Genomic DNA, 25,187 nt, shown 5'->3' with positions numbered 1-25,187 from the left:
TCAGTGATGAATGTTTTGCTCGTTTATGCCCACCCTGAACCCAAGTCCTTGAACGGCTCGCTCAAAGACTTCGCCATCGAACGGCTGGAAGCTGCCGGCCACCAGGTCCAGGTTTCAGACTTGTACGCGATGAACTGGAAAGCCTCGCTGGATGCCGATGACAGCCTCGGCCGGCCCACCAACTCGCGCTTCGATCCGTCGCTGGACTCCAAGCGTGCGTACGCAGAAGGCGTGCAACAACACGACATCGCGTGTGAGCAGGAGAAGCTGATGTGGGCGGACGCGGTGATTCTGCAATTTCCCCTGTGGTGGTTCTCGATGCCGGCGATCCTCAAAGGCTGGGTGGAGCGGGTCTACGCCTATGGTTTCGCCTATGGCGTGGGGGAACACTCCGACGCGCGCTGGGGCGACCGTTATGGGGAAGGCACGCTGGCGGGCAAGCGGGCGATGCTGGTCGTGACTGCCGGCGGCTGGGAGTCTCATTACAGCCCGAGGGGGATCAACGGCCCGATCGACGACCTGCTATTCCCGATCCACCACGGCGTGTTGTTTTACCCCGGTTTCGACGTGCTGCCACCGTTCATGATCTATCGCACTGGCCGAATGGACGACGCACGCTTTTCAGCGACGTGTGACTCACTTGGGCAGCGGCTGGATGACCTTTGGACGACGCAGCCCATCGCGTTTCGTCCGCAGAATTCGGGGGCGTATGAGATTCCGCAACTGACCTTGCGCGACGAGATTGCTGCGGATGAATTCGGTTTTGCGGCTCACATTGGGGAATCAGCCCGGGGTTGAGCGTGATGGCGAGTGGATATCTGCGCGAAGCCGATTATGCTTCAGGAAACCTTGCAGCGATGCGAGGCCGTCAGCCTGTGTGCATGCTTCGCGCAATCCGTAATCCGACGACATCAGCCCCAGGGCCTGGGTGCGGCAAAAAAGGTAGTGAGGTACTCCGGCCTACAACAAGAACGACGGAGAAGACTCATGGCCGCAATCGACAACACATCCACGGGCAGCGCGCCCCACCACGGGATCACCAAGGAGGAGCGCAAGGTCATTTTTGCCTCGTCCCTGGGTACCGTGTTCGAGTGGTACGACTTTTACCTTTACGGCTCCCTCGCTGCGATCATCGCCAAGCACTTCTTCGCCGGTGTCAATGAGACAACGTCCTTCATCTTCGCGCTGCTTGCGTTCGCCGCGGGCTTCGCGGTACGCCCCTTCGGCGCCATCGTGTTCGGCCGACTGGGCGACATGATCGGGCGCAAACACACCTTTCTCATCACCATCGTGATCATGGGTATCTCCACGGCCGTAGTGGGCTTTTTGCCCGGCTACGCGACCATCGGCGTGGCAGCGCCGGTCATTCTGATCAGCCTGCGCCTGCTGCAAGGCCTGGCCCTGGGCGGTGAGTACGGCGGCGCGGCGACCTACGTGGCCGAACATGCGCCGAAAGGTAAGCGCGGCTACTTCACTTCGTGGATTCAAACCACTGCGACCCTCGGTCTGTTCCTTTCGCTGCTGGTGATCCTCGCCTGCCGCACCATCCTCGGCACCGAAGCCTTCGAGGCCTGGGGCTGGCGGATTCCCTTCCTGCTGTCGATCCTGCTGCTGATCGTCTCGGTGTACATCCGCCTGCAACTCAGCGAGTCGCCGGTGTTCTTGAAGATGAAAGCCGAAGGCAAGTCCTCCAAGGCGCCGCTGACCGAATCCTTCGCCCGCTGGGACAACCTCAAAATCGTGATCATGGCCCTGCTCGGCGGCACTGCCGGTCAGGCCGTCGTCTGGTACACCGGGCAGTTCTACGCGTTGTTCTTCCTGCTGCAGACGCTGAAGATCGATCCGCAGACCGCCAACTTGCTGATTGCCGGCTCCCTGCTGATCGGCACGCCGTTCTTCGTCATATTCGGCAGCCTGTCCGACCGCATCGGCCGCAAAGGGATCATCATGGCCGGCTGCATTCTCGCGGCGCTGACCTACTTCCCGATCTTCCATGCGTTGACCCAATACGGAAACCCCGACGTGTTCATCGCGCAGGAGAAGAACCCGGTGACAGTGGTCGCCGATCCTGACCAGTGCTCGTTCCAGTTCGACCCGGTGGGCAAGGCCAAATTCACCAGCTCCTGCGACCTCGCCAAGACGGTGCTGGCGAAGAGGGCCATCCCCTACAAGAACGAGAAAGCTGAGCCTGGCGCCGTCGCGCAGGTCCGCATCGGGAACAAGGTGATCCCGAGCTTCGAGGGCACCGGCATGCCGGCCGCCGACTTCAAGGCCAAGAACGACGCCTTCACCGCCTCCCTCGGCACCGCGCTCAAAGACGCCGGCTACCCCGAGAAAGCCGACCCGGCCAAGACCAACTATCCGATGGTGCTTCTGCTCCTGACCATCCTGGTGATCTACGTGACCATGGTCTACGGTCCGATTGCCGCCTGGCTGGTGGAACTCTTTCCGGCGCGCATCCGGTACACCTCGATGTCGCTGCCCTACCACATCGGCAATGGCTGGTTCGGCGGCTTCCTGCCCACGGTGGCGTTCGCCATGGTCGCGGCCACGGGTGATATCTACTACGGGCTTTGGTACCCCATCGTCATCGCCGTGATGACGGCCATTCTTGGCATATTCTTCATGCCGGAAACCAAGGATCGGGAAATTCATCACACCTAAGGCTGGCACCCGCCCTCTCCTGCCAGGGAGAGGGCAATCCAGAGACGATCAAACGGTCTACGCTCATCCAAATGGCTTCGGGGCTCCTTCCCCGCGCACTGATGGGGTACACCGTCATGATCCGTCTGTTAACCGCTTTTATGCTGCTTGCGCTCAGCATCCCGGCACAGGCCGGGGTGACGCCATTTCCTGCTGCCTTTCGAGTTCAGGACATCCCGGTCGAAGGCGTCACGCTCCATGTGCGCGTCGGCGGCAAGGGGCCCGCCGTGGTGCTACTGCATGGCTTCGGCGACACCGGCGACATGTGGGCGCCACTGGCCGCCGATCTGGCCAAGGATCACACCGTCGTCGTGCCGGACCTTCGCGGCATGGGCTTGTCGTCGATCCCGGACAGCGGCTACGACAAGAAAACCCAGGCCGGCGACATCCGTGCGCTGTTGGCAGCGCTGGGTATCGAACACTCGGTGGTTATCGGCCACGACATCGGCACCATGGTCGCCTTCGCCTACGCCACGAGCTATCCGCAGCTGACCGACCGCCTGGTGGTGATGGATGCGCCCGTGCCGGGCATTCCTCCTTGGAACGACATTGTCCGCTCACCGATGTTGTGGCACTTCGACTTCTGCGGACCGGATGCCGAACGCCTGGTCGCCGGTCGTGAGCGCATCTACCTGGACCGGTTCTGGAACGAGTTCGCGGGCGACCCCACCAAAGTGGATGAAGCCACCCGTCAGCATTACGCCAAGCTCTATGCCCGACCCGGCGCCATGCACGCGGCCTTCGCCCAGTTCCGCAGCATTCGTCAGGACGCGGTGGACAACGAAGCGTCGATGGCGACGCGGCTGACGATGCCGGTGCTGGCCGTCGGTGGGGAAACATCCTTTGCGGAGAATGAAGCGATCGTGATGCGCAATGCAGCGGACACTGTGACGCAGGTGGTCATTCCGGGGGCGGGACATTGGCTGATGGAGGAAGCGCCAACACAGACCATTCGAGCGATTCGCGACTTTATTGCGCAGTAATGCAACCCGCACTGTGTAGCAGCTGGCGAAGCCTGCGTTCGGCTGCGCAGCAGTCGTAATGTTCAGACAATGCGATGTTTCAGGAAAACCGTGTATTCAGGTTTTACGACTGCTGCGCAGCCGAACGCAGGCTTCGCCTGCTGCTACACAGTGCGGGGCGTAATTGATCTATTTGTTCGGCTCGTCAGGAACGCAAAACGCCAATCGCCCGCCGATATTTTTCAATGCGTTCCAGGTCTTCCCACGACGGCTGCGCGATTCGCGACAAGTCGCTGTTCTCTTCCAGATCCGCCAGTTTCACCACCCGGCCAATCGGGTTCTGCGCCGCGCGTTCGACGAAGGTTTCATAGGACTCCCCCGGCACTTTGGTGACCGATTCGATGGCCGTCAGTACGGCTTCGCTGAACCCTTCCTTGCGCAGGTCATCAAGGCTGATGCCGCAGTCTTCGACCACGTCATGCAGCACCGCGACGATGCGTTCTTCCAGCGTCGTGACCCGCAGCATGACTTTCAGCGGATGCAGGATGTAAGGGCTACCGCCCTTGTCGACCTGCCCCTCATGCGCAGTGGCGGCGATGGCAATGGCGCGTTCCAGTGTTTGAGTCATCTTGCAGCTCCCAGGCTTGAATGCCTTAACGGTCGTTGGGTCAGAGCACCACAATGCCTTCCTCAAGCGCTGAGGCGAAAATATCGTGTGCAGGCACGTTGATCCAGGTTGCAGCATCGATTTCGCCCACTGACGCAAGCCAGCGCCCAACCATCTCGTAACCAAGCGTATAGCCAAGCCATTTCGGATGAGCACCAAAACCGAAAAACCACTCACTGTGATTGTAATGCGTGGACTCAAGGGTCTTCAGGTCTACCGGGAAGCGAAGCAGATCGGCGTCGGTAACGGCACACTCCCAAGGCTCTGGGTCATTGCCGAGCAAATGCCGGACGAACTGTCCGGCAAGTCCCTCGCTGACCAAGGCTTCACCTAACGTCCAACCGTAACCAGGCCCCGCCATGCGCAGGCAATGATGAACCTCATGGACGATTTGTCGATGCAGCGTGCCCGTGCGCAGGCTGGGCAAAAAATTCGGGTTGTCTGGATCGATGGTCATCGTGAACATTGAGCTTCGATAAGCGCGCCCCAAGAGGCCCATTTCAGGAATGGTCTCGCCAGGGAGCCGCTGGATCAACACATCAAGTCGCGCAGGCGTAATCAGACGGGAGACCGTCTTGTAAGCGGCGTCAAATTCGCCGATCAAATCGGAGCGAAGTTCAGCAAGGCTCCCCGAGGCTTCCAGCCAATGCAGTGTCCATGCGTCCATTGTTACCTCTGAAAACTGTCACGAAGCCTAAAAACTCAGCCCAACAGATGCTGTGAGATGAGTTTGGAAATCTCGACCATCGACGTCCTCCCAGTGAATTCAAACTTCACTCTGCCCAGCGCCGAGAAGTAGATTTCCAGCTCAGAATCCAGGTCGAAGGTGCCCGAGGTTTCCACGGAGTAAGCGACGATGTTTTTGTAAGGCAACGAAGTGAAATCTTTTTTGCTGCCGGTGATGCCTTGCACGTTCACCGCGATGATTCGTTTGTTGGTAAACACCACGCCGTCGCGCATGGATTTATAGGCATCAATGACCTGCTCGCCGTCCAGCAGCAGCGCGGTGACTCGCTCCGCGTACTCGTTGTTTTGCTTGAGTTTGAAAAAGCCTTTGTTGTTGAAATCGATCATCCGCCATCCCCTTCCTTAAAGAGTGTTCCCTGGATTGCCAGCGCGTGGCGCGGCGAGCATACCATCGGGCCTGCGCTTTTTGCGCCCCCTCCCACAGCGGATCTGAAAAACCAATGGAACCCCGCGCCTCATCGCGTTTTCGAAACCCTATCAGCGCTGATCTTTGATCAAACAAGGCGCCATTGGAGAGGAAATCCCGATGAACAGTAGACTGCTGCTTCTGCTTGCCAGCCTGAGTCCCACCCTGGTCATGGCTGAAGGCTGTGACGTGCTGACCCGCTCTCAAAGCCCTTCCGTGCCGGTGGTCGAAACGCATAGCTGCTATGAGTACGAAGGCATGCCGGTGAACGCCATCAATTGGTCATGCAGCAACGAGAGCAAAGACATGCTGGCCAGTACCAAGAAAAAAGTCGAACAGTGCGCCGATCATTCTCAGGCCACTTGCATCGCCACGTTGACGCAAGAATCGCTGGCCAATCCTCACTCCACCAGCAAAGACAAGAACAGCACATCGCTGAATATTCCGAACAATGCTCAGGTCACTACGTATTACTACGGCGCTGAGCATTTGAGTCAGGCGAAAATTGATTGCGAGTCGGGTGGTGGTCACTGGAAAACGAAATAGCCGCTCAAGAACGCAACAGCCCCTTCACCATCGGAATGCAAGCGAGTTGCAGACCGGAGGGCGAATGGTAAATAGCCGTCTGCTCACCGACGAAACCGCATTGCCGGTAGAAGTGAGCGGCGTTCAACGTAGCGTCCAGTTGAACTTCCTCCAGCCCCAGATCCCGCGCCAGGCACTCAAGGTAATCCAGAATGCGCTTGCCAATGCCCTGCTGCATAAAACCAGGCAGGACAAAGATCGCGCCGATTTCACGCCTCTCCAGATCAAGCATGCCTGTCGCCACAGGTTCTCCCTGAATACACCCCAGATAAAAGTGTTTTTCCATCAGGTCGCAATATCCGTCCTCAGCGGCCCCTGCCGTCCAGACGTCCATTTGCTGCGGGGTATAGGCGCCGATGCACTGATGCCGTATCGCGTGACGGCGAATGTCGAATGCCGCCCGGCAATCGCCTTGATGGGCTCGTTTGATCTCTAACACTTCAATCTCCGTTAGCCATCGGCGGACGGAGAACTAAAAAGCCCCGTCCATTTCTGGCGGGGCCTTGGTGAATACGTCAGGTTCCAAGCACGCATGACCTCATGGCCCGCCGGAAGCGGTCATGGAGGAATACATCATGTACATGCGGGATGTGTAAGTCATGGGCAGATAGTGTTGTTGGAGACGTGGGTTGTCAATCGCCCGGCCCCAAGCAGCGTTGGTCAACCCTTAATGGACGCTTCAATCGCAGCGATGTCGATCTTTCCCATCTCCATCATGGCGTCGAACGCACGCTTGGCCGCGGCTTGATCAGGATTGGTGATCGCAGCGGTCAGAACACGTGGTGTGATCTGCCATGACACTCCCCACTTGTCCTGGCACCAGCCGCATACATTTTCCTGGCCGCCATTCCCGACAATCGCGTTCCACAAGCGGTCCGTTTCGGCTTGGTCGTCGGTCGCAACCTGGAACGAAAAAGCCTCGTTGTGCTTGATCGCCGAGCCCCCGTTCAGTCCGAGACAAGGGATGCCCATCACCGTGAACTCGACTGTCAGGACATCGCCCTGCTTGCCTGCCGGATAGTCGCCGGGCGCGCGAAGGACAGCTCCCACAGCGCTGTCGGGAAACGTTTCGGCGTAGAACGTCGCTGCATCCAACGCGGTGCCGTCGTACCACAGACAAATCGTGTTTTTGCTGATCATCTTGGTTCTCCAGAATCGGAATGGGTTCGTGCATTTTAGCAGCGCATTCAGCGGCACGGCTTTGGCTACTCTTCAGTAGCTGCTCCGCATTGGAGGCGATAACATCCCGGCCTCGCATGGATAGTGCGAACACATACTCAAAGGATGAACACATGAGCCGCACCGAACACATCTGCCTGATGGCGACCTATAACAAATGGATGAACGCAAAGATCTATGGGGCAACCAGTTGCTTGTCCGATGATGAGCTCTCAGCCGATAGAAAAGCGTTCTTCAAATCTATTCTCGGGACGCTAAACCACGTGGCGATCGGAGACACTGTGTGGCTAAAGCGATTCGCCAAGCATCCAGCGGACCACTCGGCACTGGAGCCGGTGAGGCAACTTTGCGATCCGAAAAGCCTCGACCAATTGTTGTTCTCTACTATTCCAGAGCTCTCAGTGCATCGAGAGAGACTCGATCAGATAATTGTCGAATGGGCTCACTCTATTACAGAGTCCGATCTGGACCACACTCTCCATTACGCCAGCATGAAAGGTGTAGTGTCCGATAAGGATTTTTACAGCCTGGTCATGCATTTTTTCAACCATCAAACCCATCACCGTGGCCAGGTTACTACGCTGCTTTCACAGGCTGGTATTGACATAGTTGATACAGATTTAGTCTTTCTCATTCCATCCCAATCCTGCGTATAAAAAAACTCGTCACCAGGCACCTGATCATTGGGCAGACTTTTGGCCTGGTCTTCTGTCGCAAGCCGTCCATCGTCGAGAGTTCGCAACTCCAGAGCTTCCAGTGAATCGATACCTGACCAGAGAGCCTTTTCACTCCACTAGATACAGCTCAGGCGTGACCTCTCACAACGGGATGCATCGACAACGACTAAACTTTTGCGACGAACCTCGTCTCCCAAGGTGATGTCTGTGAGTGCCACTCCCCTGTCCGAGCTCGATGCCGCCCTGCCCGGTCTGGCCCGCAAGATCCGCGTGCTGGATGCCCTGGCCTGGCCGGATGGGGTCGAGGAAGTATTCCTGGCACGTTGGCGCGCCGGGCAGGCAGAACTGCCCAAGGTCGAGCTGCGCCCGCACGACCACAGCGCCGATATCGCCGCCCTCGAAGCCTTTATCGGCCGCTGCGATGAGGGCCATCCGGCCGGGCGCCACCTCGCCATGACGGCGCGCAGCTATGCGACGGCGGGGCATATGCTCGGTGCCATCGGTACACCCGCCTTTACTCAGTATTCGTCAGCGCTGTACCGGCGCCCGGACTTCTATTACTCGAGCCAGAAATTGAGCATGCTGGACGCGGCCCAATTCTTCCTCAAGACCACCGACGCCCTTCTGGGCGGTGCGCGGATTCCACCGTGCCCGGCAGAAATCCCGGCCGAGGTCTTCGCCGCCTGGATGCAGCCGGAACTGGACCGCTTCTTCGGACCGGGCCGGATCACCGTCGTGCTCGATCCGACCCTGGCCGCCAAGGCCATCGCCGGGGCCAGTCGCATCCGCCTGCGTGCCAGCGCGCTGTTCTCGGAACTGGACAAGAACCAGCTGTTGCAGCATGAGGCCTTCGTGCATGTCGCCACGGCACAAAACGGCGCCCTGCAACCCAACCTGAAAAGCCTGGGCCTGGGGGCACCACGCACGACCCAGACCCAGGAGGGCATCGCCACCCTGGCCGAGCTGTTCACCGGTAGCATGGACATTAACCGCCTTCGCCGCCTCGCCCTGCGCGTGCTCGCGGTCCAGCAGGCGCTGGATGGCGCCGACTTCATTCAGGTATTCGAAGGCTTTCTCGCCGCCGGTCAGTCGCAAGAGGAGTCCTTCCGCTCGACCCAGCGGGTTTTCCGCGGCGCCGACCTGCGCGGCGGTTCGGCGTTCACCAAGGATGCCGCCTACCTGACCGGTTTGCTCGGCGTGCATACCCTGTTGCGCATCGCGATCCGCGACAACCGGCCGGAACTGGTGGGCCATTTGTTCGCCGGGCGCCTCAGTCTGGGCGATACCGTGCGCCTGGCCCCGCTCTTCGAGTCCGGCTGGCTCCAGGGGCCGGTCCATGTCCCGGCCTGGGCCTGCGATCTGCGTCTGCTCGCCGCCAACCTGGCCTTCTCCGCTTTTATTTCCCGAATCAAGCTGGATGTACTCGATCTGGAGGTGCTCATGGCCTTCGCCGACGAGCATGAAGCCGATGCCAGCGCCTAGCGTTTAAAGGGAGAGCCACCGAACCAAACGCTCTGCATCAGTTATTTATACTCAAATGCCAGCTTAATAATATTTTACCGATACCAGGGTGATCCCTAGTCTTGACCCCAAGAAATGGCAGGCCGTTACCGACCTAAATCCAACTTCGAAGGGTATAGAGATGACCACTGAAAAGATAAAAACAGATACGCTGATAGTTGGCGCCGGTCAGGCTGGCGTGGCCATGAGTGAACACTTGAGCAAACTTGGCGTGCCGCACCTGGTGCTGGAGCGCAACCGTATCGCCGAACGCTGGCGCACCGGGCGCTGGGATTCGTTGGTGGCCAACGGTCCGGCCTGGCACGACCGTTTTCCCGGTCTCGATTTCGACGACCTCAGCCCCGATGACTTTGCCCCGAAAGAGCGGGTCGCCGACTACTTCGAAGCCTACGCCAAGAAATTCAACGCCCCGATCCGCACCGGCGTGGACGTGCTGAAGGTTGAGCGCAATGCCGGTCGCCCGGGCTTCACCATTGAAACCTCCGAGGGCGTGATCGAGGCCAACCGCGTGGTGGCTGCCACCGGGCCTTTCCAGCGTCCGGTTATCCCGCCGATCGCACCGAAAGATCAGCCATTCCTGCAGATCCACTCGGCCGACTATCGCAATCCAGCGCAACTGCCTGAAGGCGCGGTTCTGGTGGTCGGCGCCGGTTCGTCAGGCGTGCAAATCGCCGATGAACTGCAGCGTGCCGGCAAGAAGGTTTACCTCTCGGTCGGCGCACACGATCGCCCTCCCCGCGCTTATCGCAACCGTGATTTCTGCTGGTGGTTGGGTGTGCTCGGCGAATGGGATCAGGCGGCCATGAAACCCGGCCGGGAACACGTGACCATCGCGGTCAGCGGTGCACATGGCGGCCGCACGGTGGACTTCCGTGGCCTCGCCCATCGCGGCATGACACTGGTGGGTTTGACCCAATCGTTCAACGGCGGCGTAGCGACTTTTCAACCGAACCTTGCCGAGAACCTGGCGCGCGGCGACGAGAATTATCTGACGCTGCTCAATGCCGCCGATGCCTACATCGAACGCAACGGTTTGGACCTGCCGGAAGAGCCTGAAGCGCGCATTACCTTTTCCGATCCAGACTGTGTGACTAACCCGATTCTTGAGCTCGACCTGGCCAAGGCCGGCGTGACCTCGATCATCTGGGCCACCGGTTTTGCCACGGATTACAGCTGGCTCAAGGTTGATGCCTTCGACGACAACGGCAAACCGGCGCATCAGCGCGGCGTGTCGAGCGAGCCTGGCGTGTATTTCCTCGGCCTGCCGTGGCAGTCGCGTCGCGGGTCTTCGTTCATCTGGGGCGTTTGGCACGATGCCAAGTACGTGGCTGACCACATTGCCATCCAGCGTTCATACCTTGAATACCACGATGCCGCGCAACGCGAGGCTGAAACCGTCCCGGTCGCCCATAAAGCAACGGTCAGTGCTTAATTTCTTCTTCAGGAGCTTCAAATGTCCACGCCAACCCATACCCGTATTCGCATGTTCAACACCAAGGAAACCTACCCGAACCAGAGCCTGGACAATGACCTGTGCCAAGCCGTCCGGGCCGGCAACACCGTGTATGTTCGCGGCCAGGTCGGTACCGACTTCGAAGGCAACCTGGTAGGCCTCGGTGACCCGCGTGCGCAAACCGAGCAAGCCATGCGCAACGTCAAGCAGTTGCTGGAAGAGGCCGGCAGCGACCTCAGCCACATCGTGAAAACCACCACTTACCTGATCGACCCGCGGTATCGCGAGCCGGTGTATCAGGAAGTTGGCAAGTGGCTTAAAGGCGTGTTTCCGATTTCGACCGGGTTAGTGGTGTCGGCACTGGGTCAGCCGCAGTGGTTGATGGAGATTGATGTGATTGCGGTGATTCCTGAGTAAGCAGGTTTACCGAGTCGCGGCGTTCGCGAGCAAGCCCGCTCCCACATTTGATCTGCGTCGTACACAAAACTGTGGCCACTGAAGATCCCCTGTGGGAGCGAGCTTGCTCGCGATGAGGCCAGCACAGACACCACCTCAGCCAAGGCAATACAAGGAGCAAAACCATGACCTTCTCCATCGCAGCACGTTGCCCCGAAACCGGTCAGTTCGGCATTGCGATCAGTTCCTCAAGCATCGCCGTCGGCGCCCGTTGCCCCTGGCTACTGCCGGGTGTCGGCGCCGTCTCTACGCAAAACATCACCCTGCCGTCACTCGGCCCGGAAGCCCTTGCCCTCATGGAACAAGGCCTTACACCGGCCGAGGCGTTGGACAAGGTCCTGACCCGCAACGGCTACAGCCAATATCGCCAGATCACGGCGATAGACCATCTCGGCCGCACCGCGCATTTCAGCGGTTCGCAAACCCTGGGCAACCACAACGCCGTGTCCGGCGATCAATGCGTCGCTGCCGGCAACATGCTGGCGGATCGATCAGTGATCGAGGCCATGGTCGAGGCATTCGAGCATGGCGAAGGTCAACTGACCGACCGCTTGCTCGCGGCCATGAAAGCGGCAATCGCAGCGGGCGGCGAAGCCGGGCCAGTGCATTCGGCGGCGGTGGTGGTGGTCGGCGAGTTGACCTGGCCGATCATCAACCTGCGGGTGGACTGGGCGGATCACGACCCGATCGGCCAGCTTGAGAAATTGTGGGGCGCCTATCGCCCACAGGTTCAGGACTACATTGACCGCGCCCTCGCTCCCGACAAATCCCCTGGCTACGGTGTCGCCGGAGACGAGCGATGAGCAACAGCCTCGATTTGCTGAAAACGTTGGTGGCGTTCGACACCACGAGCTGCGAATCAAACCTGCACCTCATCGAATTCGTCCGCGACTACCTCGAACGCTTCGACGTGCCTTGCGAGCTGGTCTACAACGAGCCGCGCAGCAAGGCCAATCTGTTCGCCACCATTGGCCCGGCGGACCGGCCGGGCATCGTGCTGTCGGGGCACACCGACGTGGTGCCCGTCGACGGCCAGCCGTGGACTGTTGCGCCGTTCGAGCTCACTGAGCGCGACGGCAAGTTGTACGGTCGCGGCACCGCGGACATGAAAGGCTACATCGCCTGTGTACTCGCGCTGGTCCCGTCGCTGGTGAAAGCCATGCTGCGGGTGCCGGTGCACATCGCGCTGTCCTACGATGAGGAAGTCGGCTGCCTCGGTGTGCGTTCGTTGCTGTCGGAATTGGAAAAACGCCCGGTCAAACCGATGCTCTGCATCATTGGTGAACCGACCGAGCTCAAACCGGTGCTGGGCCATAAGGGCAAACTGGCGATGCGCTGCGATATTCACGGTGAAGCGTGCCATTCGGCATACGCCCCACTCGGAGTCAATGCCATCGAGTACGCCGCCGAACTGATCGGTGAACTGGGGCGGATTGGCAACCGACTCAAAGCGCCCGAGCATCACGATGCGCGTTTCGATCCGCCGTTCAGCACGGTGCAAACCGGCGTGATTTCCGGTGGTAAGGCCTTGAACATCGTCCCCGCCGATTGCCGCTTCGACTTCGAAATCCGCGCCCTGCCCTCGCATGATCCGAGTGAGGTTGCGCAGAAACTGAAGGCCTACGCCGAGCAACAAGTTTTGCCGCGCATGCGTGCGGTGAGTGAACAGAGCGAGATTCGCTTCAGCGAGTTGTCGGCGTATCCCGGGTTGGCGACCGATGCGCACAGCGAAGCCGCTGAGTTGATTGCTGCTTTCTGCGGCTCCCGAGAATTCGGAACGGTAGCGTTCGGCACCGAAGGTGGTCTGTTCGACGCAGCAGGCATTCCCACCGTCGTCTGCGGCCCCGGCAGCATGGATCAAGGCCACAAACCGGACGAGTTTGTCAGCCTCCAACAACTCACCGCCTGCGACGCCATGCTGCAACGGATGCTGCTATCGATCAGCTGAATCACAATTTCATTAACACCACAAATCCCCTGTGGGAGCGGGCTTGCTCGCGAAGGCGGAGTGTCAGACAACATCATTGTCGACTGACACTCCGCCTTCGCGAGCAAGTCGAATCGTCGCACCGCCGCTCCCACAGGTTTTTCACCGTCCCCACTGGCATACATTTTTTAACGTCTATACCCACAAACTTACTAATTTATCTCTCACTCCCCACCGCACATCATCAACTCCAACAAGAAAAGCGTCGCCCCCGCGCGGCGCTCACCGAAGTACGTCCACGTACTCACTTTTGCCTTGGAGTCCGTCATGGTTACCGCAGCAACAACCTCCGCCCCGCTCATCGAAAAACACACCATCGGCTACGTGCCGCCCGAAGATCGTCACGGAAAGACAAGGGACCTGTTCACCCTCTGGTTCGGCGGCAACATCGCCCCACTACCCATAGTCACCGGCGCCCTCGGCGTGCAGATGTTCCACCTGAACCTGGTATGGGGCATCGTCGCCATCCTCGTCGGCCACCTCGTCGGCGGCGTGCTGATGGCGCTGCACTCGGCGCAAGGCCCGCAGATGGGCATTCCGCAGATGATCCAGAGCCGCGCCCAGTTCGGCTCCCTCGGCGCACTGCTGGTGGTGCTGATCGCCGGCATCATGTACATCGGCTTCTTCGCCTCCAACATCGTCCTCGCCGGCAAATCCCTGCACGGCGTAGTCGACAGCGTGCCAGTGCCGGTGGGCATCGTCATCGGCGCCCTCGGTTCGGGCATCATCGGCATCATCGGCTACCGCTTCATCCACGTGCTCAACCGCATCGGCACCTGGGTACTCGGCGCCGGCATCGTGCTGGGCTTCGGCTACATCTTCACCCACGTGCAGACCGCCGACTTCCTAACCCGTGGCAGCTTCAACATCTCAGGCTGGCTCGCCACCGTCTCCCTCGCCGCGCTCTGGCAAATCGCCTTCGCGCCCTACGTCTCCGACTACTCGCGCTACCTGCCGGCCAACGTCCCCGTGGCCTCAACGTTCTGGACCACGTATCTGGGCACCGTGCTCGGCTCCAGCCTCTCGTTCATCTTCGGCGCCGTCGCCGTCCTCGCCACGCCCGTCGGCATGGACACCATGGACGCCGTCAAACTCGCCACCGGCTCCATCGGCCCGTTGATGCTCGTGCTGTTCCTGCTCAGCGTCATCAGCCACAACGCCCTCAACTTGTACGGCGCCGTACTGTCGCTGATCACTCTGGTCCAAACCTTCGCCTACCGCTGGATCCCGACCGCCAAAAGCCGCGCCGTCCTCTCGATCATCGTCCTCGCCGCCTGCTGCTTCGCCGCCGTCGGCGCCTCCGCCAACTTCATCGGCCACTTCGTCGACATGGTCCTGGTGCTGCTCGTGGTGCTGGTGCCGTGGACCGCGATCAACCTGATCGACTTCTACGCGATTCACAAAGGTCAGTACGACATCAGCTCGATCTTCAAGGTGGATGGCGGGATCTATGGGCGGTACAACCCGCAAGCGTTGTTGGCGTATGCGATCGGGATCGTGGTGCAGATCCCCTTCATGAACACGCCCCTCTACGTCGGCCCCATCTCCGAACACATCAACGGCGCGGACCTGTCCTGGCTGGTCGGCCTGCTAATCACCTCCCCGCTCTACTACTGGCTAGCCAACCGCGACACCGCCTACAAACGCCGCCTCTCAACCGGAAAACTCGCCAACAGCCTCTAAGGTAAAACCCAATCCCCTGCTCGCGATGAGGTCATGACATTCAACATCCATGTCGACTGTCACACCTTTCGCGAGCAAACCCGTTTTCGCTTTACCCGTCATCTCCACAACCTCCCGAAATTTATTGAACCCCGCCCACACCCACCCACCTAACTGAATGACCATCAGGAGGGTAACCAATGCAAACCGAAACCATCTGGATCGTTCTCGCCGCAATACTTGTGCTTGTCGAGTTATGGGCAATCAACAAAGTGCGAAAAGCCGAAGGCAAATCCAGCAACAAACTCGTATGGATGGTGGTGATCGTGTTTGTACCGCTATTCGGGCTGATAGCGTGGGCACTGGCGGGACCGAAACACACCGATCACAACCCGCATTCACCGCAGGCCAGACAATGACACTGAATGCTGTGCGGTAAGGATTTTGGAACTGCGCAATCTCAAAGAACAAAGCCCTGATGATTCGGGGCTTTGTTGTTTCCAGGCATTCGATAAGCGTGGAAGCCACCGAAAGCCAAAATCTTCTGATCTTCCGATCCGAAAATCTTGTAGGAAACCACCCTCTGTGGCGAGGGAGCTTGCTCCCGCTGGGCGGCGAAGCCGACCCAAACCCTGCCGATCAGTTAAACAACACCCAACCCCTGTAGCAGCTGGCGAAGCCTGCGTTCGGGTGCGCAGCAGCCGCAAACCCGCCACGCAAGGTCCAGCTGACACTAAACAACTTCTGATTCCCGACTGTTTCTCAGCCGAATACAGGCTCCGCCATTAACCACAAAAACCGAACTCACGTCCTACACGCCCGTTTGCAGCCACCAAAATCGACGCCTATATTCGACGCGTCGCTGACAGCAGTTAGCGATTGGGTTTCGCAGCCCTACAGAATAGAATCAGCCGGCACCGTCATAAAACACCCAGGCGAGCTTCGCCTGTGTCGCAGTTTATGGCGGCTGTGCGTGGGAGACTTTCGAGTCTGCCGGGTTTGATTCTTTCCTGGTCTGCGAACCCGCGCACAGTTGCCACCCATTTTGTTTCGCAGCAAAAAGATGGCAGTTCATTCCCTTCAAAAAGAATCTTATCTAATGAAAATGAACAACCCGCCTCGCCGCTTCACCCCCATGTCCCAATTCGCCACCGACTACCCCGTCCTCCTCATCGACAGCGACGCCCCGCTCCGCGAACTCCACAACTGCGTCAGCGAACGCCTCAACGCCGTCCTCAAATACCTGCACCTCATGGCCTGCACCAGCCTCCCCGACTACGCCGAAAACGACATCAACACCGTCACCAACATCGCCCGGATCATGGTCCAGGATGTGAGCGATGTGTTTCGGGTGATTGAGCAACGTGGCTTTGATGTACCAAAGAGTCAGTGATCAGAGTTGAGTCGTAAAAAACCCGCACTGAGTAGCGGGTTTTTTTGTTTTGTTCAGGCCTGTCGAGTTACCGAGAGGATTGTTTTCTCTATCAGCACAGCACGAACACAATATCGTCTCTATAAGCGCCGTCCTATTTGGCTGCCAGCACTCATGTTAATATGCTATCACTCTTTCGATGAAGTACACCCGCATGGATGCCACGTCCCACCCTTTCAGCTTTTTTTCACTGCTTACCGCTGCGTTGATCCTTTCTGGATGCCAAGCGACAAAGCCCGCGTCCGCTCAAATCACAACACCTGAGGTCCAGCCAGGCCTTGAGGTCTTCAACAGTGTAATGTTCGAGACACCCGAGCCGAACTCGATCATTCGCGAGGGAGATCGGATCACCTATGTAGTGGCTTCGTCCCCAAGTCCGGAACTCCACTATCTGGCACGTTTCGACGCCAACTGCAGCCAACCCGATGCGCAAATGGCTTACCGCAGCAAAGCGGGGATGTCTCTATTCGCCGTTAAACCGCGGGGGGGTTCAGAGGAATCCTGGCAATTGCCTGCTGAACAAAAGAGTCAGTACCTGCAAAGTGCGCAGTTGAAGCAGGTGTGTGCCCAGACAACACCTCCTCAATGGCGCGTGTTCTCGGCACCCGAGCATCAGGATTGGCAGATGATCGACCGCGCCAGCCTGAAAGTAAAAGGTGATGAGGTGACTTTCTGGACGGCTCGGGTACTTCCCGCCGAGCTGTTGCTGCCCGGCTCAAAAAACGTCTTGTATAGTCAGGCACGCCAGCGCTGGACGGCCAACTGCGCCCTGCAACAACTGACCGCGTTAAGCCATTTCTATCTTGATGCGCACAGCCGCGTGATCAATGGAGCGGTTCAAACGGAAGTTAAAGCCATCGGCCTGCAAAGCGTCAGCGCCGATGAGCGTCAGCTTTTTCAGGTGGCCTGTGGCAAGCCGCAATCGCTGGATCAATACAAACACTTTGAAGGACGCGAGCAGTCTCCCTTCGAATTGCCGGTCCCCGCCGTTGCCGTCCCGGTGGTGAGAGCCATCGAGGCATTGAATATGCCCAAACCGGAGAAAAGCATTCAGCACTTGCGCCGGGTGTTCACGGATAAGTCCGAGCCAAGGCAGTATTCAGATGAAGGCGTACGGCTTAACGGGCGTGACTCGAAATACCTTTCTGACGAGACGAGTAAACAACTGACGGAGCGTTTTAAAGGCAGAGGAAGTCAGTGGGCCAAAGTCACTTTCCGAGGCCTGATTGACTTGGCTGAAAGTAAATACAGAACTCGTGCAGGTGAGATAACGATCGAGGATAACGCGATCACGAACCTCAGCTTCGAAGGCGATTGGGTGAACATGCCAGTCGGCGCACTGCTGCGATACACGGCGCAGGATATGCAGTTCCGTTACGGCAACGGCGGGAAAGGTCCCAGAGCCTTGGTGCCGGTCGACAACAGATACAGTTGCGAGGTGGAGTCGCAGAAACCGGCCAGCACGTATCACCCAAGTTTGACCGGGACGGCCAAGGTACTCAGTTGCACGAAAGATACTTATCAATACGCCACCAACCTTTACGTCTACCTCGAAGCGTATGGCGTGTTTGTGCAGACTCAATACGTCACGAAGAACGTGCTGGGCGAATGGACGATTGAGGTGGTGGAATCTTGAGTTGGCTGCCCATTAGCAAAAAAAACCGTAGAAGTGTAAGCACAATCTGCTTCCGCGTTTTCACATCAATGCCAAAACCCGGCAAGGAACGCACATGAATTTCATTAAGAAACTTCTCGACTCACTGAGAAGCCCTGTCACCCAAGACCTCCAGGCCGAACCTCAAATCGAGGCATTCCAGAAACTGGTGGCTTTCGGCGAGTTGAACGAGGCCGAAGCGGCCAATCTGGCGGCGCGACTCGCCGGCGAAGCGTGCCTGGATCGTCATTGGCGCTCTGTCGGCACGGTCGAGCGGGACGTCATTGCCTATATGATCAGTCCGAGTTTCAGTGGTGGCCCTGACTGGCCCTCGACTCGTCAGGCCTACCGGGTCGTTCGCCGTGGTGACTCGATACTCCTTGCCACCGACGGCCTGTCGGATCCATTCGATGGAGTTGAAGGGATGGGCAATGGTTTCGAGATGGAGTTGTTCATGGAAACAGCTGACATACCCGAGCACGCACGTGGTTCACTTGGTGACGTCGATCCATTAAAAAACAGCTGGGCATTCGAACTGTTGGAGCACGTTGCCAAAACGGTGGCTGACGCTGGAGGAGTCACCGAACGTCTCGATCAGTACGGTACGCTATCTCTCGAAATTCCCGGGTTCAGCCTGTCGCACCACATGAGCGATCAACTCCCCAAAAACTTCGTGACCGAAGACGACTGTACAGGCGTCTTGCTGGGAGCCCTGGAACCGGATTTCCCGACCCTACTGGATGACATGCCGTTATCTCCGGTCAGGTTAGTTTCGATGGTATTGATCACCGCATCGGAGCTTGAATATGTCCGATCGGGTGGGCGAGCAGCACGCGAAGATCTGGTCAGCCGTTTGAAGGTCGCCGGCATCGGACATATGAGCAATCTGAATCGTGCTAGCGTTGTGTGAAAACCGAGCGGTCGCTTTCATGTGAGCAATCAGGAAATACACCACGCAGTGCGTGCCCTCCCAGGAGGGATCACAGTTGAAAACCTACTGCCCGATGTTCTGGTCTCTGGATCAGGGCATCGACTACAGCGCGCCGATATAGCACCTCAAAGTCACTTTTCCGCTAATTTCTAATGACGGAGCATCAGTCCAGCAGTGCGACCTTCTTCAGCAGCTTGTACAACCCAGCAGGAACCAGCGGCGTATCGCCAGTAATACTTTCGAACGGCAGCCACTTCGCAATAAAGGCAACGCCATCGGTTTCTTGAGCGTTCAAGTGGGGCAGTTCATAGACGCTCGCATCCACGAATTTCGCATCGTAGACCTGCACGATTTCGTGACCGGGCGTGCCGGCATACGTGAAGATGTTTTCGAGCGTGCCGAGTAAGCGAACATCGGTGATGGATAAACCGAGTTCTTCATCTACTTCACGAATTACGGCTTGGGCGCTGGTTTCGCCAAACTCGATTCCGCCACCGATTGGGCGCAAGAATGGCTTTCCTGTAATGGGGTCGTACGCTTCGTTGACTAGTATCTTGCCATCGTGATGGAAGATGCAGAGTGCGAGGGGGCGGATGCGGTGTTTAGTCATGAAGTGAAGTCCATTTACTTTGTTTAAACCCTGAAGCAGGTGCTTCCATTTGGCATGGGTGGTGGCCGCGGACGCAGCCTTCGGCAGCTACTACAGGTTGGCGTCCGTTGTTGAGATCAGAAGTTAGCCGGCGTGTTAGCACTGATGATTTCCGCCTCATCCGCCCCAATATTCCGAAACCGATGCGGCAGCGTCGTCGGAAAGTAATACCCATCCCCGGCATTCAGCACACTAATCTGCCCATCAACAGTCAGCTCCACAGTGCCACGGGTAACAAGCCCACACTCCTCCCCTTCCGAATGCACAATCGGCTCTTCCCCCGAGCTCGCCCCAGGCGCGTATTGCTCGCGCAACAGTCGCATCTGCCGACTCGGCACCGAAGCGCCAATCAACAACAACCGCAGCCCATGACGCCCGAGATCCGGCTGTTCATTGGCGCGAAACACGTATTGGTGCTCACGCGGCGGCTGATCAAAGGTAAAGAAGTCCGCCAAAGACATAGGGATGCCTTCGAGCAGTTTTTTGAGGGAGCTGACGGAGGGACTGACGCGATTTTGTTCGATCAGGGAGATGGTGGCATTGGTGACGCCGCTACGCCGGGCCAGCTCGCGCTGGGAGAGTTTGTAGCTTTCGCGTACTAGTTTGAGTCGTGAGCCCGTGTCCATGACAGCCTTATGCGAAGAATACTTAAGGGTTATGGGGGTGGATGGCGGGCGACTTTTGGCCGCGAAAAACACCGCTTCCCTGTCCCGGAAATTTGAAAGGCGGGTATTAAATCACGTTTGGTGGCGTTGCTCAGCAGGTTCGATAAATGGTTGGGTAAAAAGGTTGGTTTGACCTGAAGTTGGGTGGTTTGACCGTGCGAACTGTGGATGCGGTTACTGGGTGTCAGGTGGGATTGATAGCGACTGGGATGGCCTCTTCGCGAGCAAGCCCGCTCCCACATTTTGGTTCTGGTTGTATACAGATTTTGTGTATGCCATGGATCTCTGTGGGAGTGAGCTTGCTTGCGATGGCGGTGTATCAGGCGACATTGATAGCGACTGATATGGCCTCATCGCGGGCAAGCCCGCTCCCACAGGGATTGCAGCAGGCTTAACTTAAATACCGAATCGGTCACGCAGTGCGTAGTACGCGGCGCCCATGGCGGTGAGTGGGGCCTGGAAGGTGCGGCCGCCGATCATGGGCATGTGCGGGAGCGAGGCGAATGCATCGAAGCGTTCGGCGTCGCCGCGGATCATTTCCGAGATCAGTTTGCCGGCGAGGTGCGAACAGGTGACGCCGTGGCCGCTGTAGCCTTGCATGTAGTAGGCGTTTTTCTCGATGCGGCCGAATTGCGGCATGCGGGACATGGTCAGCAGGAAGTTGCCGGTCCAGCGGTAGTCGATTTTCACGTCCTTCAGTTGCGGGAAGCTCTTGAGGATTTTCGGCTTGATCAGCTGTTCGATGTCGTCCGGTTCGCGGGCGCCGTAGACCACGCCGCCGCCGTACAGCAAGCGGTTGTCGGCGGTGAGGCGGTAGTAGTCGAGCAGGTAATTGCAGTCTTCGACGCAGTAGTTGTTTTTGATCAGGCTGCGGGCAACCTTTTCGGACAACGGCTCGGTGACGACGATTTGCGAACCGCACGGCATGCTTTTACGCGTGACGCGGTTGTCGAGGTCTTGCGGCAGGTAGGCGTTGCCGGCGATCAGCAGGTACTTGGCGCGGACCACACCTTTGGCGGTGCGTACGGTGATCGGTTCGCCGTAGGTGATTTCTACTGCGGCCGATTGTTCGTAGATTTTGCCGCCCAGGCCGATGATGGCCGAGGCTTCGCCGAGGGCCAGGTTCAGCGGGTGGATGTGGCCGCCCTGCATGTCGAGCAGGCCGCCGACGTAGTTGTCGCAACCCACTTCGCGCTTGATGTCAGCCGCGTCGAGCATTTTCAGGTTCTTGTTGCCGTAGCGCTCCCAGCTGCTTTTCTGCTCGGCCAGGCCTTTGAGTTGCTTTTTGTTCAGTGCAGCAAAGATGCCGCCCGGCTTGTAGTCGCACTGGATGTCGTAGTGTTGTATGCGCTGACGGATGATGTCGGCGCCTTCGAAGATCATGCTGCCGAGGACTTCGGCGGTTTTGTCGCCGTAGCGTTCTTCGATGACATCGACGTCGCGGCTATAGGAGTTGACCAGTTGGCCGCCGTTGCGGCCGCTGGCGCCGAAACCGACTTTGGCGGCTTCGAGCACGGTCACGCTGTAGCCCGCTTCGGCGAGGAACAGGGCCGAGGACAAACCGGTGTAGCCGGCGCCGATCACGCAGACGTCGCAGTCCACCGCTTGTTCGAGCACCGGGAAGTCGCCGGTGAAGTTGCGGGTGGCGGCGTAGTAGCTGTTTACATGTGCTTGTTTCATAGGTTTCTCCGATGGCCGCTGGCACCTGCCGGCGACCGTCGCTTTTTTTATAGGTATTAGAGCTTGATCCAGGTCGCTTTGAGTTCGGTGTATTTGTCGAACGCGTGCAGCGATTTGTCCCGACCGTTACCCGACTGCTTGTACCCGCCGAACGGCGCGGTCATGTCGCCGCCGTCGTACTGGTTGACCCAGACGCTGCCGGCGCGCAAGCCGCGAGCGAAGGTGTGAGCCTTGCTCAGGTTGCTGGTCCACACGCCTGCCGCCAGGCCGAAGATGCTGTCGTTGGCAATCGCCAGCGCTTCTTCCTCGGTGTTGAAGGTGATCAGCGACAGCACCGGGCCGAAGATTTCTTCTCGGGCGATGGTCATGGCGTTGGTCACGCCGTCGAAAATCGCCGGTTCCACGTACAGGCCACCGGTGGCTTCGAGGGTGCGGCTGCCGCCGGCGATCAGTTGCGCGCCCTGGTCTTTGCCGATCTGGATGTAGCGCAGCACGTTGTCCAGTTGACGCTGATCGACGACCGCGCCGACGGTGGTTTCTGGATCGAGGGCGTGCCCCGGTTTCCAGGCTTGCAGCGCTTCCACCAGCAGCGGAATGAACTGCTCGCGAATCGAACGCTCCACCAGCAAGCGCGAACCGGCGGTGCAGACTTCGCCCTGGTTGAAGGCAATCGCACCGGCCGCCGCTTGTGCTGCCGCGCGCAGATCCGGCGCGTCGGCAAACACCACGTTTGGGCTCTTCCCCCCTGCTTCGAGCCAGACGCGTTTCATGTTGCTTTGCCCGGCGTAGATCAGCAGTTGCTTGGCAATCGCGGTCGAGCCGGTGAACGCCAGCACGTCGACGTCCATGTGCAACGCCAGCGCCTTGCCGACGGTGTGACCGTAGCCCGGCAGGACGTTGAACACGCCTTTCGGGATGCCCGCTTCCAGCGCCAGTTGGGCGATGCGAATCGCGGTCAGTGGCGACTTTTCCGAAGGCTTGAGGATGAACGAGTTGCCGGCCGCGAGGGCTGGGGCGAACTTCCAGCTGGCCATGATCAGCGGGAAGTTCCACGGCACGATGGCGGCGACCACACCGGCAGGTTCGCGGGTGATGAGGCCGAGTTGGTCGTGCGGCGTGGCGGCGACTTCGTCGTAGATCTTGTCGATGGCCTCGGCACTCCAGCGGATCGCGTTGGCGGTCGCTGGAATGTCGATGTTCATGGAATCGTTGATCGGCTTGCCCATGTCGAGGGTTTCGAGCAGGGCGAGTTCTTCCTGGTTGGCCAGGATCAGGTCGGCGAAGCGGATCAGGATGCGCTTGCGTTCTGCGGGTGCCAGCCGCGCCCAGATGCCGGATTCGAAGGTGCGGCGTGCGACGGCGACTGCCGCATTGGCGTCGGCTTCGTCGGTACTGGCGATGTTCGCCAGGAAGCGGCCGTCGACCGGGCTCATGCATTCAAAGGTGTCGCCGCTGAGTGCCGGGCAGTATTGGCCGTCGATGAATGCACGGCCTTCGAGTGTTAAGGACTGGAAGCGTTGCTCCCAGTCGCTGCGAGTGTTTGTCATGGTTGTGACTCGACGCAGAGGAATAAGTGATCGTCAGGCTGATGCCCGTCAGTTGAAACTTGCAATGCAATCCCCTGTGGGAGCGGGCTTGCTCGCGAAGGCGGTGTGTCAGGCGACATCAGTGTTGACTGATCCACCGCTTTCGCGAGCAAGCCCGCTCCCACATTTGATTGTTGGTGTCTGCAGAGAATGCGTACACCACTTGGCTCATCAAACCGTGTGCAAGTACCAGTTGTACTCAAGGTCCGAGATGGAGTTCTCGAACTCGGCCAGCTCGCTTTCCTTGCACGCCACGAACACGTCGATGTACATCGGGTCGATGTAACGGGCCATGACTTCGCTGTCGTCCAGTTCGCGCAGTGCATCGCGCAGGTTGTTCGGCAGGCTCTGCTCGTTCTGCTCGTAGCTGTTGCCTTCGACCGGTGCGCCCGGCTCGATTTCGTTGGTCAGGCCGTGGTGAATACCGGCCAGTACCGACGCCATCAGCAAGTACGGGTTAGCGTCGGCGCCGGCTACACGATGCTCGATGCGCACGGAGTCCGGCGAACCGGTCGGCACACGTACCGCAACGGTACGGTTGTCGATGCCCCAGCTCGGCGAGTTCGGTACATAAAACTGCGCGCCGAAACGACGGTACGAGTTGACGTTCGGGCAGAGGAACGCCATCTGCGCCGGCAGGGTCTCGAGCACACCGCCGATCGCGTGTCGCAGCGCGGCGTTCTGCTCGGGATCCTCGCTGGCAAAGATGTTGTTGCCTTCTTTGTCGAGAATCGAAATGTGCACGTGCAAACCGTTGCCCGCCTGGCCCGGATACGGCTTGGCCATAAACGTGGTGTCCATCTCGTGGTCGTAGGCGATGTTCTTCACCAGACGCTTGAGCAACACCGCGTAGTCGCAGGCCTTGATCGGGTCATTGACGTGATGCAGGTTCACTTCGAACTGCGCCGGGGCGCTTTCCTTGACGATGGCGTCAGCAGGGATGCCCTGCTCTTTCGCGCCTTCGAGGATGTCTTGCAGGCAATCGACGTATTCGTCCAGATCGTCGATCAAATACACCTGAGTCGACATCGGACGTTTGCCCGACACCGGCGAGCGTGGCGATTGCGGACGACCGTTCACGTTGTCCTGGTCGATCAGATAGAACTCGAGTTCGAACGCGGCGCAGATGGTCAGGCCCATTGCATCGAACTTGCTCACGACCTGACGCAGCACTTCGCGAGGGTCAGCGAAGAACGGCTGGCCTTCGAGTTCGTGCATGGTCATTAACAGTTGCGCGGTCGGGCGCTTCTGCCAAGGCTCGATGCTGAGCGTATCCGGGATGGGGAAGCAGATTCGGTCTGAGTCGCCGATGTCCAGACCCAGGCCGGTGCTTTCCACCGTAGAACCATTGATGTCCAGAGCAAACAGTGACGCCGGGAGGTTAATGCCTTTTTCGTAAACCTTATGAAGACTGGTGCGCTCGATGCGCTTGCCGCGCACCACACCGTTCATATCCGCAATCAGAAGGTCGACGTACAAAACCTCAGGATATTTCTTAAGGAATGCGTTTGCTTCGTTGAGTTGAACGGTACGCAGAGGGACCGACATGATGCACCTATTAGCTGTTAATTATTATGTTCACTAC

25 protein-coding genes are annotated in these 25,187 nt (G+C 58.7%); 15 read left to right on the top strand and 10 right to left on the bottom strand.

The window, feature by feature from the left end; translation table 11 throughout:
* Positions 1 to 6 precede the first annotated feature (6 nt).
* The 3 genes from ACMXYH_RS13400 (at position 7) to ACMXYH_RS13390 (ending at position 3,686) form a co-directional block, all read left to right on the top strand.
* Complete coding sequence (locus tag ACMXYH_RS13400) at positions 7 to 798, top strand: NAD(P)H-dependent oxidoreductase (RefSeq protein ID WP_415767351.1); 792 nt, start codon at positions 7 to 9, stop codon at positions 796 to 798.
* Positions 799 to 987: 189 nt separating this feature from the next.
* Entirely contained in the window at positions 988 to 2,664 is a 1,677-nt protein-coding gene (locus tag ACMXYH_RS13395; protein ID WP_415767350.1) for an MFS transporter, read from the top strand.
* Positions 2,665 to 2,780: 116 nt separating this feature from the next.
* Complete coding sequence (locus tag ACMXYH_RS13390; RefSeq protein ID WP_415767349.1) at positions 2,781 to 3,686, top strand: alpha/beta fold hydrolase; 906 nt, start codon at positions 2,781 to 2,783, stop codon at positions 3,684 to 3,686.
* 184 nt (positions 3,687 to 3,870) lie between these two features.
* Here ACMXYH_RS13390 and ACMXYH_RS13385 read toward each other — a convergent pair whose 3' ends face one another.
* The 3 genes from ACMXYH_RS13385 to ACMXYH_RS13375 are packed head-to-tail and all read right to left on the bottom strand — an operon-like array spanning position 3,871 to position 5,406.
* Positions 3,871 to 4,293, bottom strand: coding sequence for an HD domain-containing protein (locus ACMXYH_RS13385; protein WP_129444943.1), 423 nt, complete (start codon positions 4,291 to 4,293; stop codon positions 3,871 to 3,873).
* Between the two features lie 40 nt (positions 4,294 to 4,333).
* Entirely contained in the window at positions 4,334 to 4,999 is a 666-nt protein-coding gene (locus ACMXYH_RS13380; RefSeq protein WP_415767348.1) for a DUF2268 domain-containing putative Zn-dependent protease, read from the bottom strand.
* Positions 5,000 to 5,034: 35 nt separating this feature from the next.
* Positions 5,035 to 5,406 (bottom strand): PH domain-containing protein, encoded by a 372-nt coding sequence (locus ACMXYH_RS13375; protein WP_046049313.1) that lies wholly within the window; start codon positions 5,404 to 5,406, stop codon positions 5,035 to 5,037.
* A gap of 199 nt (positions 5,407 to 5,605) precedes the next feature.
* On the opposite strand from ACMXYH_RS13375, the gene ACMXYH_RS13370 reads away from it, so the two are divergent.
* Positions 5,606 to 6,031 (top strand): hypothetical protein, encoded by a 426-nt coding sequence (locus tag ACMXYH_RS13370; protein WP_134422946.1) that lies wholly within the window; start codon positions 5,606 to 5,608, stop codon positions 6,029 to 6,031.
* Positions 6,032 to 6,035: 4 nt separating this feature from the next.
* Here the strand turns inward: ACMXYH_RS13370 and ACMXYH_RS13365 are convergent, their stop codons facing one another.
* Both ACMXYH_RS13365 and ACMXYH_RS13360 read right to left on the bottom strand, forming a co-directional pair.
* Positions 6,036 to 6,509, bottom strand: a complete 474-nt coding sequence (locus ACMXYH_RS13365) for a GNAT family N-acetyltransferase (RefSeq protein WP_149630653.1) — start codon at positions 6,507 to 6,509, stop codon at positions 6,036 to 6,038.
* A 221-nt stretch (positions 6,510 to 6,730) separates the two neighbouring features.
* Positions 6,731 to 7,210: a VOC family protein gene (locus ACMXYH_RS13360; protein ID WP_415767347.1), complete on the bottom strand. Its 480-nt coding sequence runs from the start codon at positions 7,208 to 7,210 to the stop codon at positions 6,731 to 6,733.
* A 152-nt stretch (positions 7,211 to 7,362) separates the two neighbouring features.
* On the opposite strand from ACMXYH_RS13360, the gene ACMXYH_RS13355 reads away from it, so the two are divergent.
* From ACMXYH_RS13355 to ACMXYH_RS13305, 11 genes are all read left to right on the top strand, one after another.
* Entirely contained in the window at positions 7,363 to 7,905 is a 543-nt protein-coding gene (locus ACMXYH_RS13355) for a DinB family protein (RefSeq protein ID WP_129444947.1), read from the top strand.
* A 228-nt stretch (positions 7,906 to 8,133) separates the two neighbouring features.
* The gene (locus ACMXYH_RS13350) at positions 8,134 to 9,408 is read left to right on the top strand and encodes a flavohemoglobin expression-modulating QEGLA motif protein (protein ID WP_129444948.1); all 1,275 of its coding nucleotides are present in this window, start codon (positions 8,134 to 8,136) and stop codon (positions 9,406 to 9,408) included.
* Positions 9,409 to 9,568: 160 nt separating this feature from the next.
* Positions 9,569 to 10,879: a flavin-containing monooxygenase gene (locus tag ACMXYH_RS13345; RefSeq protein WP_415767346.1), complete on the top strand. Its 1,311-nt coding sequence runs from the start codon at positions 9,569 to 9,571 to the stop codon at positions 10,877 to 10,879.
* Between the two features lie 21 nt (positions 10,880 to 10,900).
* Entirely contained in the window at positions 10,901 to 11,317 is a 417-nt protein-coding gene (locus tag ACMXYH_RS13340) for a RidA family protein (RefSeq protein WP_008027166.1), read from the top strand.
* Positions 11,318 to 11,481: 164 nt separating this feature from the next.
* Complete coding sequence (locus ACMXYH_RS13335; RefSeq protein ID WP_415767345.1) at positions 11,482 to 12,159, top strand: DUF1028 domain-containing protein; 678 nt, start codon at positions 11,482 to 11,484, stop codon at positions 12,157 to 12,159.
* Positions 12,156 to 13,304 (top strand): acetylornithine deacetylase, encoded by a 1,149-nt coding sequence (argE, locus tag ACMXYH_RS13330; protein ID WP_415767344.1) that lies wholly within the window; start codon positions 12,156 to 12,158, stop codon positions 13,302 to 13,304. The genes ACMXYH_RS13335 and argE overlap by 4 nt, the downstream gene beginning before the upstream one ends.
* A gap of 306 nt (positions 13,305 to 13,610) precedes the next feature.
* Positions 13,611 to 15,026, top strand: a complete 1,416-nt coding sequence (locus ACMXYH_RS13325; protein WP_415767343.1) for a purine-cytosine permease family protein — start codon at positions 13,611 to 13,613, stop codon at positions 15,024 to 15,026.
* Between the two features lie 179 nt (positions 15,027 to 15,205).
* Positions 15,206 to 15,424 (top strand): PLD nuclease N-terminal domain-containing protein, encoded by a 219-nt coding sequence (locus ACMXYH_RS13320; RefSeq protein WP_150657405.1) that lies wholly within the window; start codon positions 15,206 to 15,208, stop codon positions 15,422 to 15,424.
* A 680-nt stretch (positions 15,425 to 16,104) separates the two neighbouring features.
* Positions 16,105 to 16,398, top strand: a complete 294-nt coding sequence (locus ACMXYH_RS13315; RefSeq protein WP_415767342.1) for a fructose-bisphosphate aldolase — start codon at positions 16,105 to 16,107, stop codon at positions 16,396 to 16,398.
* A 193-nt stretch (positions 16,399 to 16,591) separates the two neighbouring features.
* The gene (locus ACMXYH_RS13310) at positions 16,592 to 18,073 is read left to right on the top strand and encodes a hypothetical protein (protein WP_415767341.1); all 1,482 of its coding nucleotides are present in this window, start codon (positions 16,592 to 16,594) and stop codon (positions 18,071 to 18,073) included.
* Positions 18,074 to 18,167: 94 nt separating this feature from the next.
* Positions 18,168 to 19,001: a suppressor of fused domain protein gene (locus ACMXYH_RS13305; RefSeq protein ID WP_415767340.1), complete on the top strand. Its 834-nt coding sequence runs from the start codon at positions 18,168 to 18,170 to the stop codon at positions 18,999 to 19,001.
* Between the two features lie 184 nt (positions 19,002 to 19,185).
* Here the strand turns inward: ACMXYH_RS13305 and ACMXYH_RS13300 are convergent, their stop codons facing one another.
* The 5 genes from ACMXYH_RS13300 to ACMXYH_RS13280 all read right to left on the bottom strand — a co-directional run bounded on the left by ACMXYH_RS13300 (position 19,186) and on the right by ACMXYH_RS13280 (position 25,150).
* Positions 19,186 to 19,632, bottom strand: coding sequence for an NUDIX hydrolase (locus tag ACMXYH_RS13300; RefSeq protein ID WP_415767339.1), 447 nt, complete (start codon positions 19,630 to 19,632; stop codon positions 19,186 to 19,188).
* A 116-nt stretch (positions 19,633 to 19,748) separates the two neighbouring features.
* Entirely contained in the window at positions 19,749 to 20,297 is a 549-nt protein-coding gene (locus tag ACMXYH_RS13295; protein ID WP_007895886.1) for a cupin domain-containing protein, read from the bottom strand.
* Positions 20,298 to 20,732: 435 nt separating this feature from the next.
* Complete coding sequence (locus ACMXYH_RS13290; RefSeq protein WP_415767338.1) at positions 20,733 to 22,016, bottom strand: NAD(P)/FAD-dependent oxidoreductase; 1,284 nt, start codon at positions 22,014 to 22,016, stop codon at positions 20,733 to 20,735.
* A 56-nt stretch (positions 22,017 to 22,072) separates the two neighbouring features.
* Positions 22,073 to 23,563 (bottom strand): aldehyde dehydrogenase, encoded by a 1,491-nt coding sequence (locus ACMXYH_RS13285; protein ID WP_415767337.1) that lies wholly within the window; start codon positions 23,561 to 23,563, stop codon positions 22,073 to 22,075.
* Between the two features lie 210 nt (positions 23,564 to 23,773).
* On the bottom strand, positions 23,774 to 25,150 hold the full coding sequence (locus tag ACMXYH_RS13280; protein WP_056745147.1) for a glutamine synthetase family protein: 1,377 nt from the start codon (positions 25,148 to 25,150) through the stop codon (positions 23,774 to 23,776).
* Positions 25,151 to 25,187 lie beyond the last annotated feature (37 nt).

This window comes from Pseudomonas frigoris, from assembly GCF_047758635.1.
Lineage (GTDB): Bacteria > Pseudomonadota > Gammaproteobacteria > Pseudomonadales > Pseudomonadaceae > Aquipseudomonas > Aquipseudomonas frigoris.
This window is presented reverse-complemented; position numbering and strand designations above follow the sequence as displayed.

Excerpts from the sequence above, each read along its gene's own strand:
- ACMXYH_RS13290 (WP_415767338.1), bottom strand. The coding sequence starts at position 22,016 with ATGAAACAAGCACATGTAAACAGCTACTACGCCGCCACCCGCAACTTC.
- ACMXYH_RS13390 (WP_415767349.1), top strand. The coding sequence starts at position 2,781 with ATGATCCGTCTGTTAACCGCTTTTATGCTGCTTGCGCTCAGCATCCCG.
- ACMXYH_RS13335 (WP_415767345.1), top strand. The coding sequence starts at position 11,482 with ATGACCTTCTCCATCGCAGCACGTTGCCCCGAAACCGGTCAGTTCGGC.
- ACMXYH_RS13280 (WP_056745147.1), bottom strand. The coding sequence starts at position 25,150 with ATGTCGGTCCCTCTGCGTACCGTTCAACTCAACGAAGCAAACGCATTC.
- ACMXYH_RS13300 (WP_415767339.1), bottom strand. The coding sequence starts at position 19,632 with ATGACTAAACACCGCATCCGCCCCCTCGCACTCTGCATCTTCCATCAC.
- ACMXYH_RS13285 (WP_415767337.1), bottom strand. The coding sequence starts at position 23,563 with ATGACAAACACTCGCAGCGACTGGGAGCAACGCTTCCAGTCCTTAACA.
- ACMXYH_RS13375 (WP_046049313.1), bottom strand. The coding sequence starts at position 5,406 with ATGATCGATTTCAACAACAAAGGCTTTTTCAAACTCAAGCAAAACAAC.
- argE (WP_415767344.1), top strand. The coding sequence starts at position 12,156 with ATGAGCAACAGCCTCGATTTGCTGAAAACGTTGGTGGCGTTCGACACC.
- ACMXYH_RS13295 (WP_007895886.1), bottom strand. The coding sequence starts at position 20,297 with ATGGACACGGGCTCACGACTCAAACTAGTACGCGAAAGCTACAAACTC.
- ACMXYH_RS13345 (WP_415767346.1), top strand. The coding sequence starts at position 9,569 with ATGACCACTGAAAAGATAAAAACAGATACGCTGATAGTTGGCGCCGGT.
- ACMXYH_RS13315 (WP_415767342.1), top strand. The coding sequence starts at position 16,105 with ATGAAAATGAACAACCCGCCTCGCCGCTTCACCCCCATGTCCCAATTC.
- ACMXYH_RS13380 (WP_415767348.1), bottom strand. The coding sequence starts at position 4,999 with ATGGACGCATGGACACTGCATTGGCTGGAAGCCTCGGGGAGCCTTGCT.
- ACMXYH_RS13320 (WP_150657405.1), top strand. The coding sequence starts at position 15,206 with ATGCAAACCGAAACCATCTGGATCGTTCTCGCCGCAATACTTGTGCTT.
- ACMXYH_RS13305 (WP_415767340.1), top strand. The coding sequence starts at position 18,168 with ATGAATTTCATTAAGAAACTTCTCGACTCACTGAGAAGCCCTGTCACC.
- ACMXYH_RS13370 (WP_134422946.1), top strand. The coding sequence starts at position 5,606 with ATGAACAGTAGACTGCTGCTTCTGCTTGCCAGCCTGAGTCCCACCCTG.
- ACMXYH_RS13395 (WP_415767350.1), top strand. The coding sequence starts at position 988 with ATGGCCGCAATCGACAACACATCCACGGGCAGCGCGCCCCACCACGGG.
- ACMXYH_RS13385 (WP_129444943.1), bottom strand. The coding sequence starts at position 4,293 with ATGACTCAAACACTGGAACGCGCCATTGCCATCGCCGCCACTGCGCAT.
- ACMXYH_RS13325 (WP_415767343.1), top strand. The coding sequence starts at position 13,611 with ATGGTTACCGCAGCAACAACCTCCGCCCCGCTCATCGAAAAACACACC.
- ACMXYH_RS13360 (WP_415767347.1), bottom strand. The coding sequence starts at position 7,210 with ATGATCAGCAAAAACACGATTTGTCTGTGGTACGACGGCACCGCGTTG.
- ACMXYH_RS13355 (WP_129444947.1), top strand. The coding sequence starts at position 7,363 with ATGAGCCGCACCGAACACATCTGCCTGATGGCGACCTATAACAAATGG.
- ACMXYH_RS13310 (WP_415767341.1), top strand. The coding sequence starts at position 16,592 with ATGGATGCCACGTCCCACCCTTTCAGCTTTTTTTCACTGCTTACCGCT.
- ACMXYH_RS13400 (WP_415767351.1), top strand. The coding sequence starts at position 7 with ATGAATGTTTTGCTCGTTTATGCCCACCCTGAACCCAAGTCCTTGAAC.
- ACMXYH_RS13340 (WP_008027166.1), top strand. The coding sequence starts at position 10,901 with ATGTCCACGCCAACCCATACCCGTATTCGCATGTTCAACACCAAGGAA.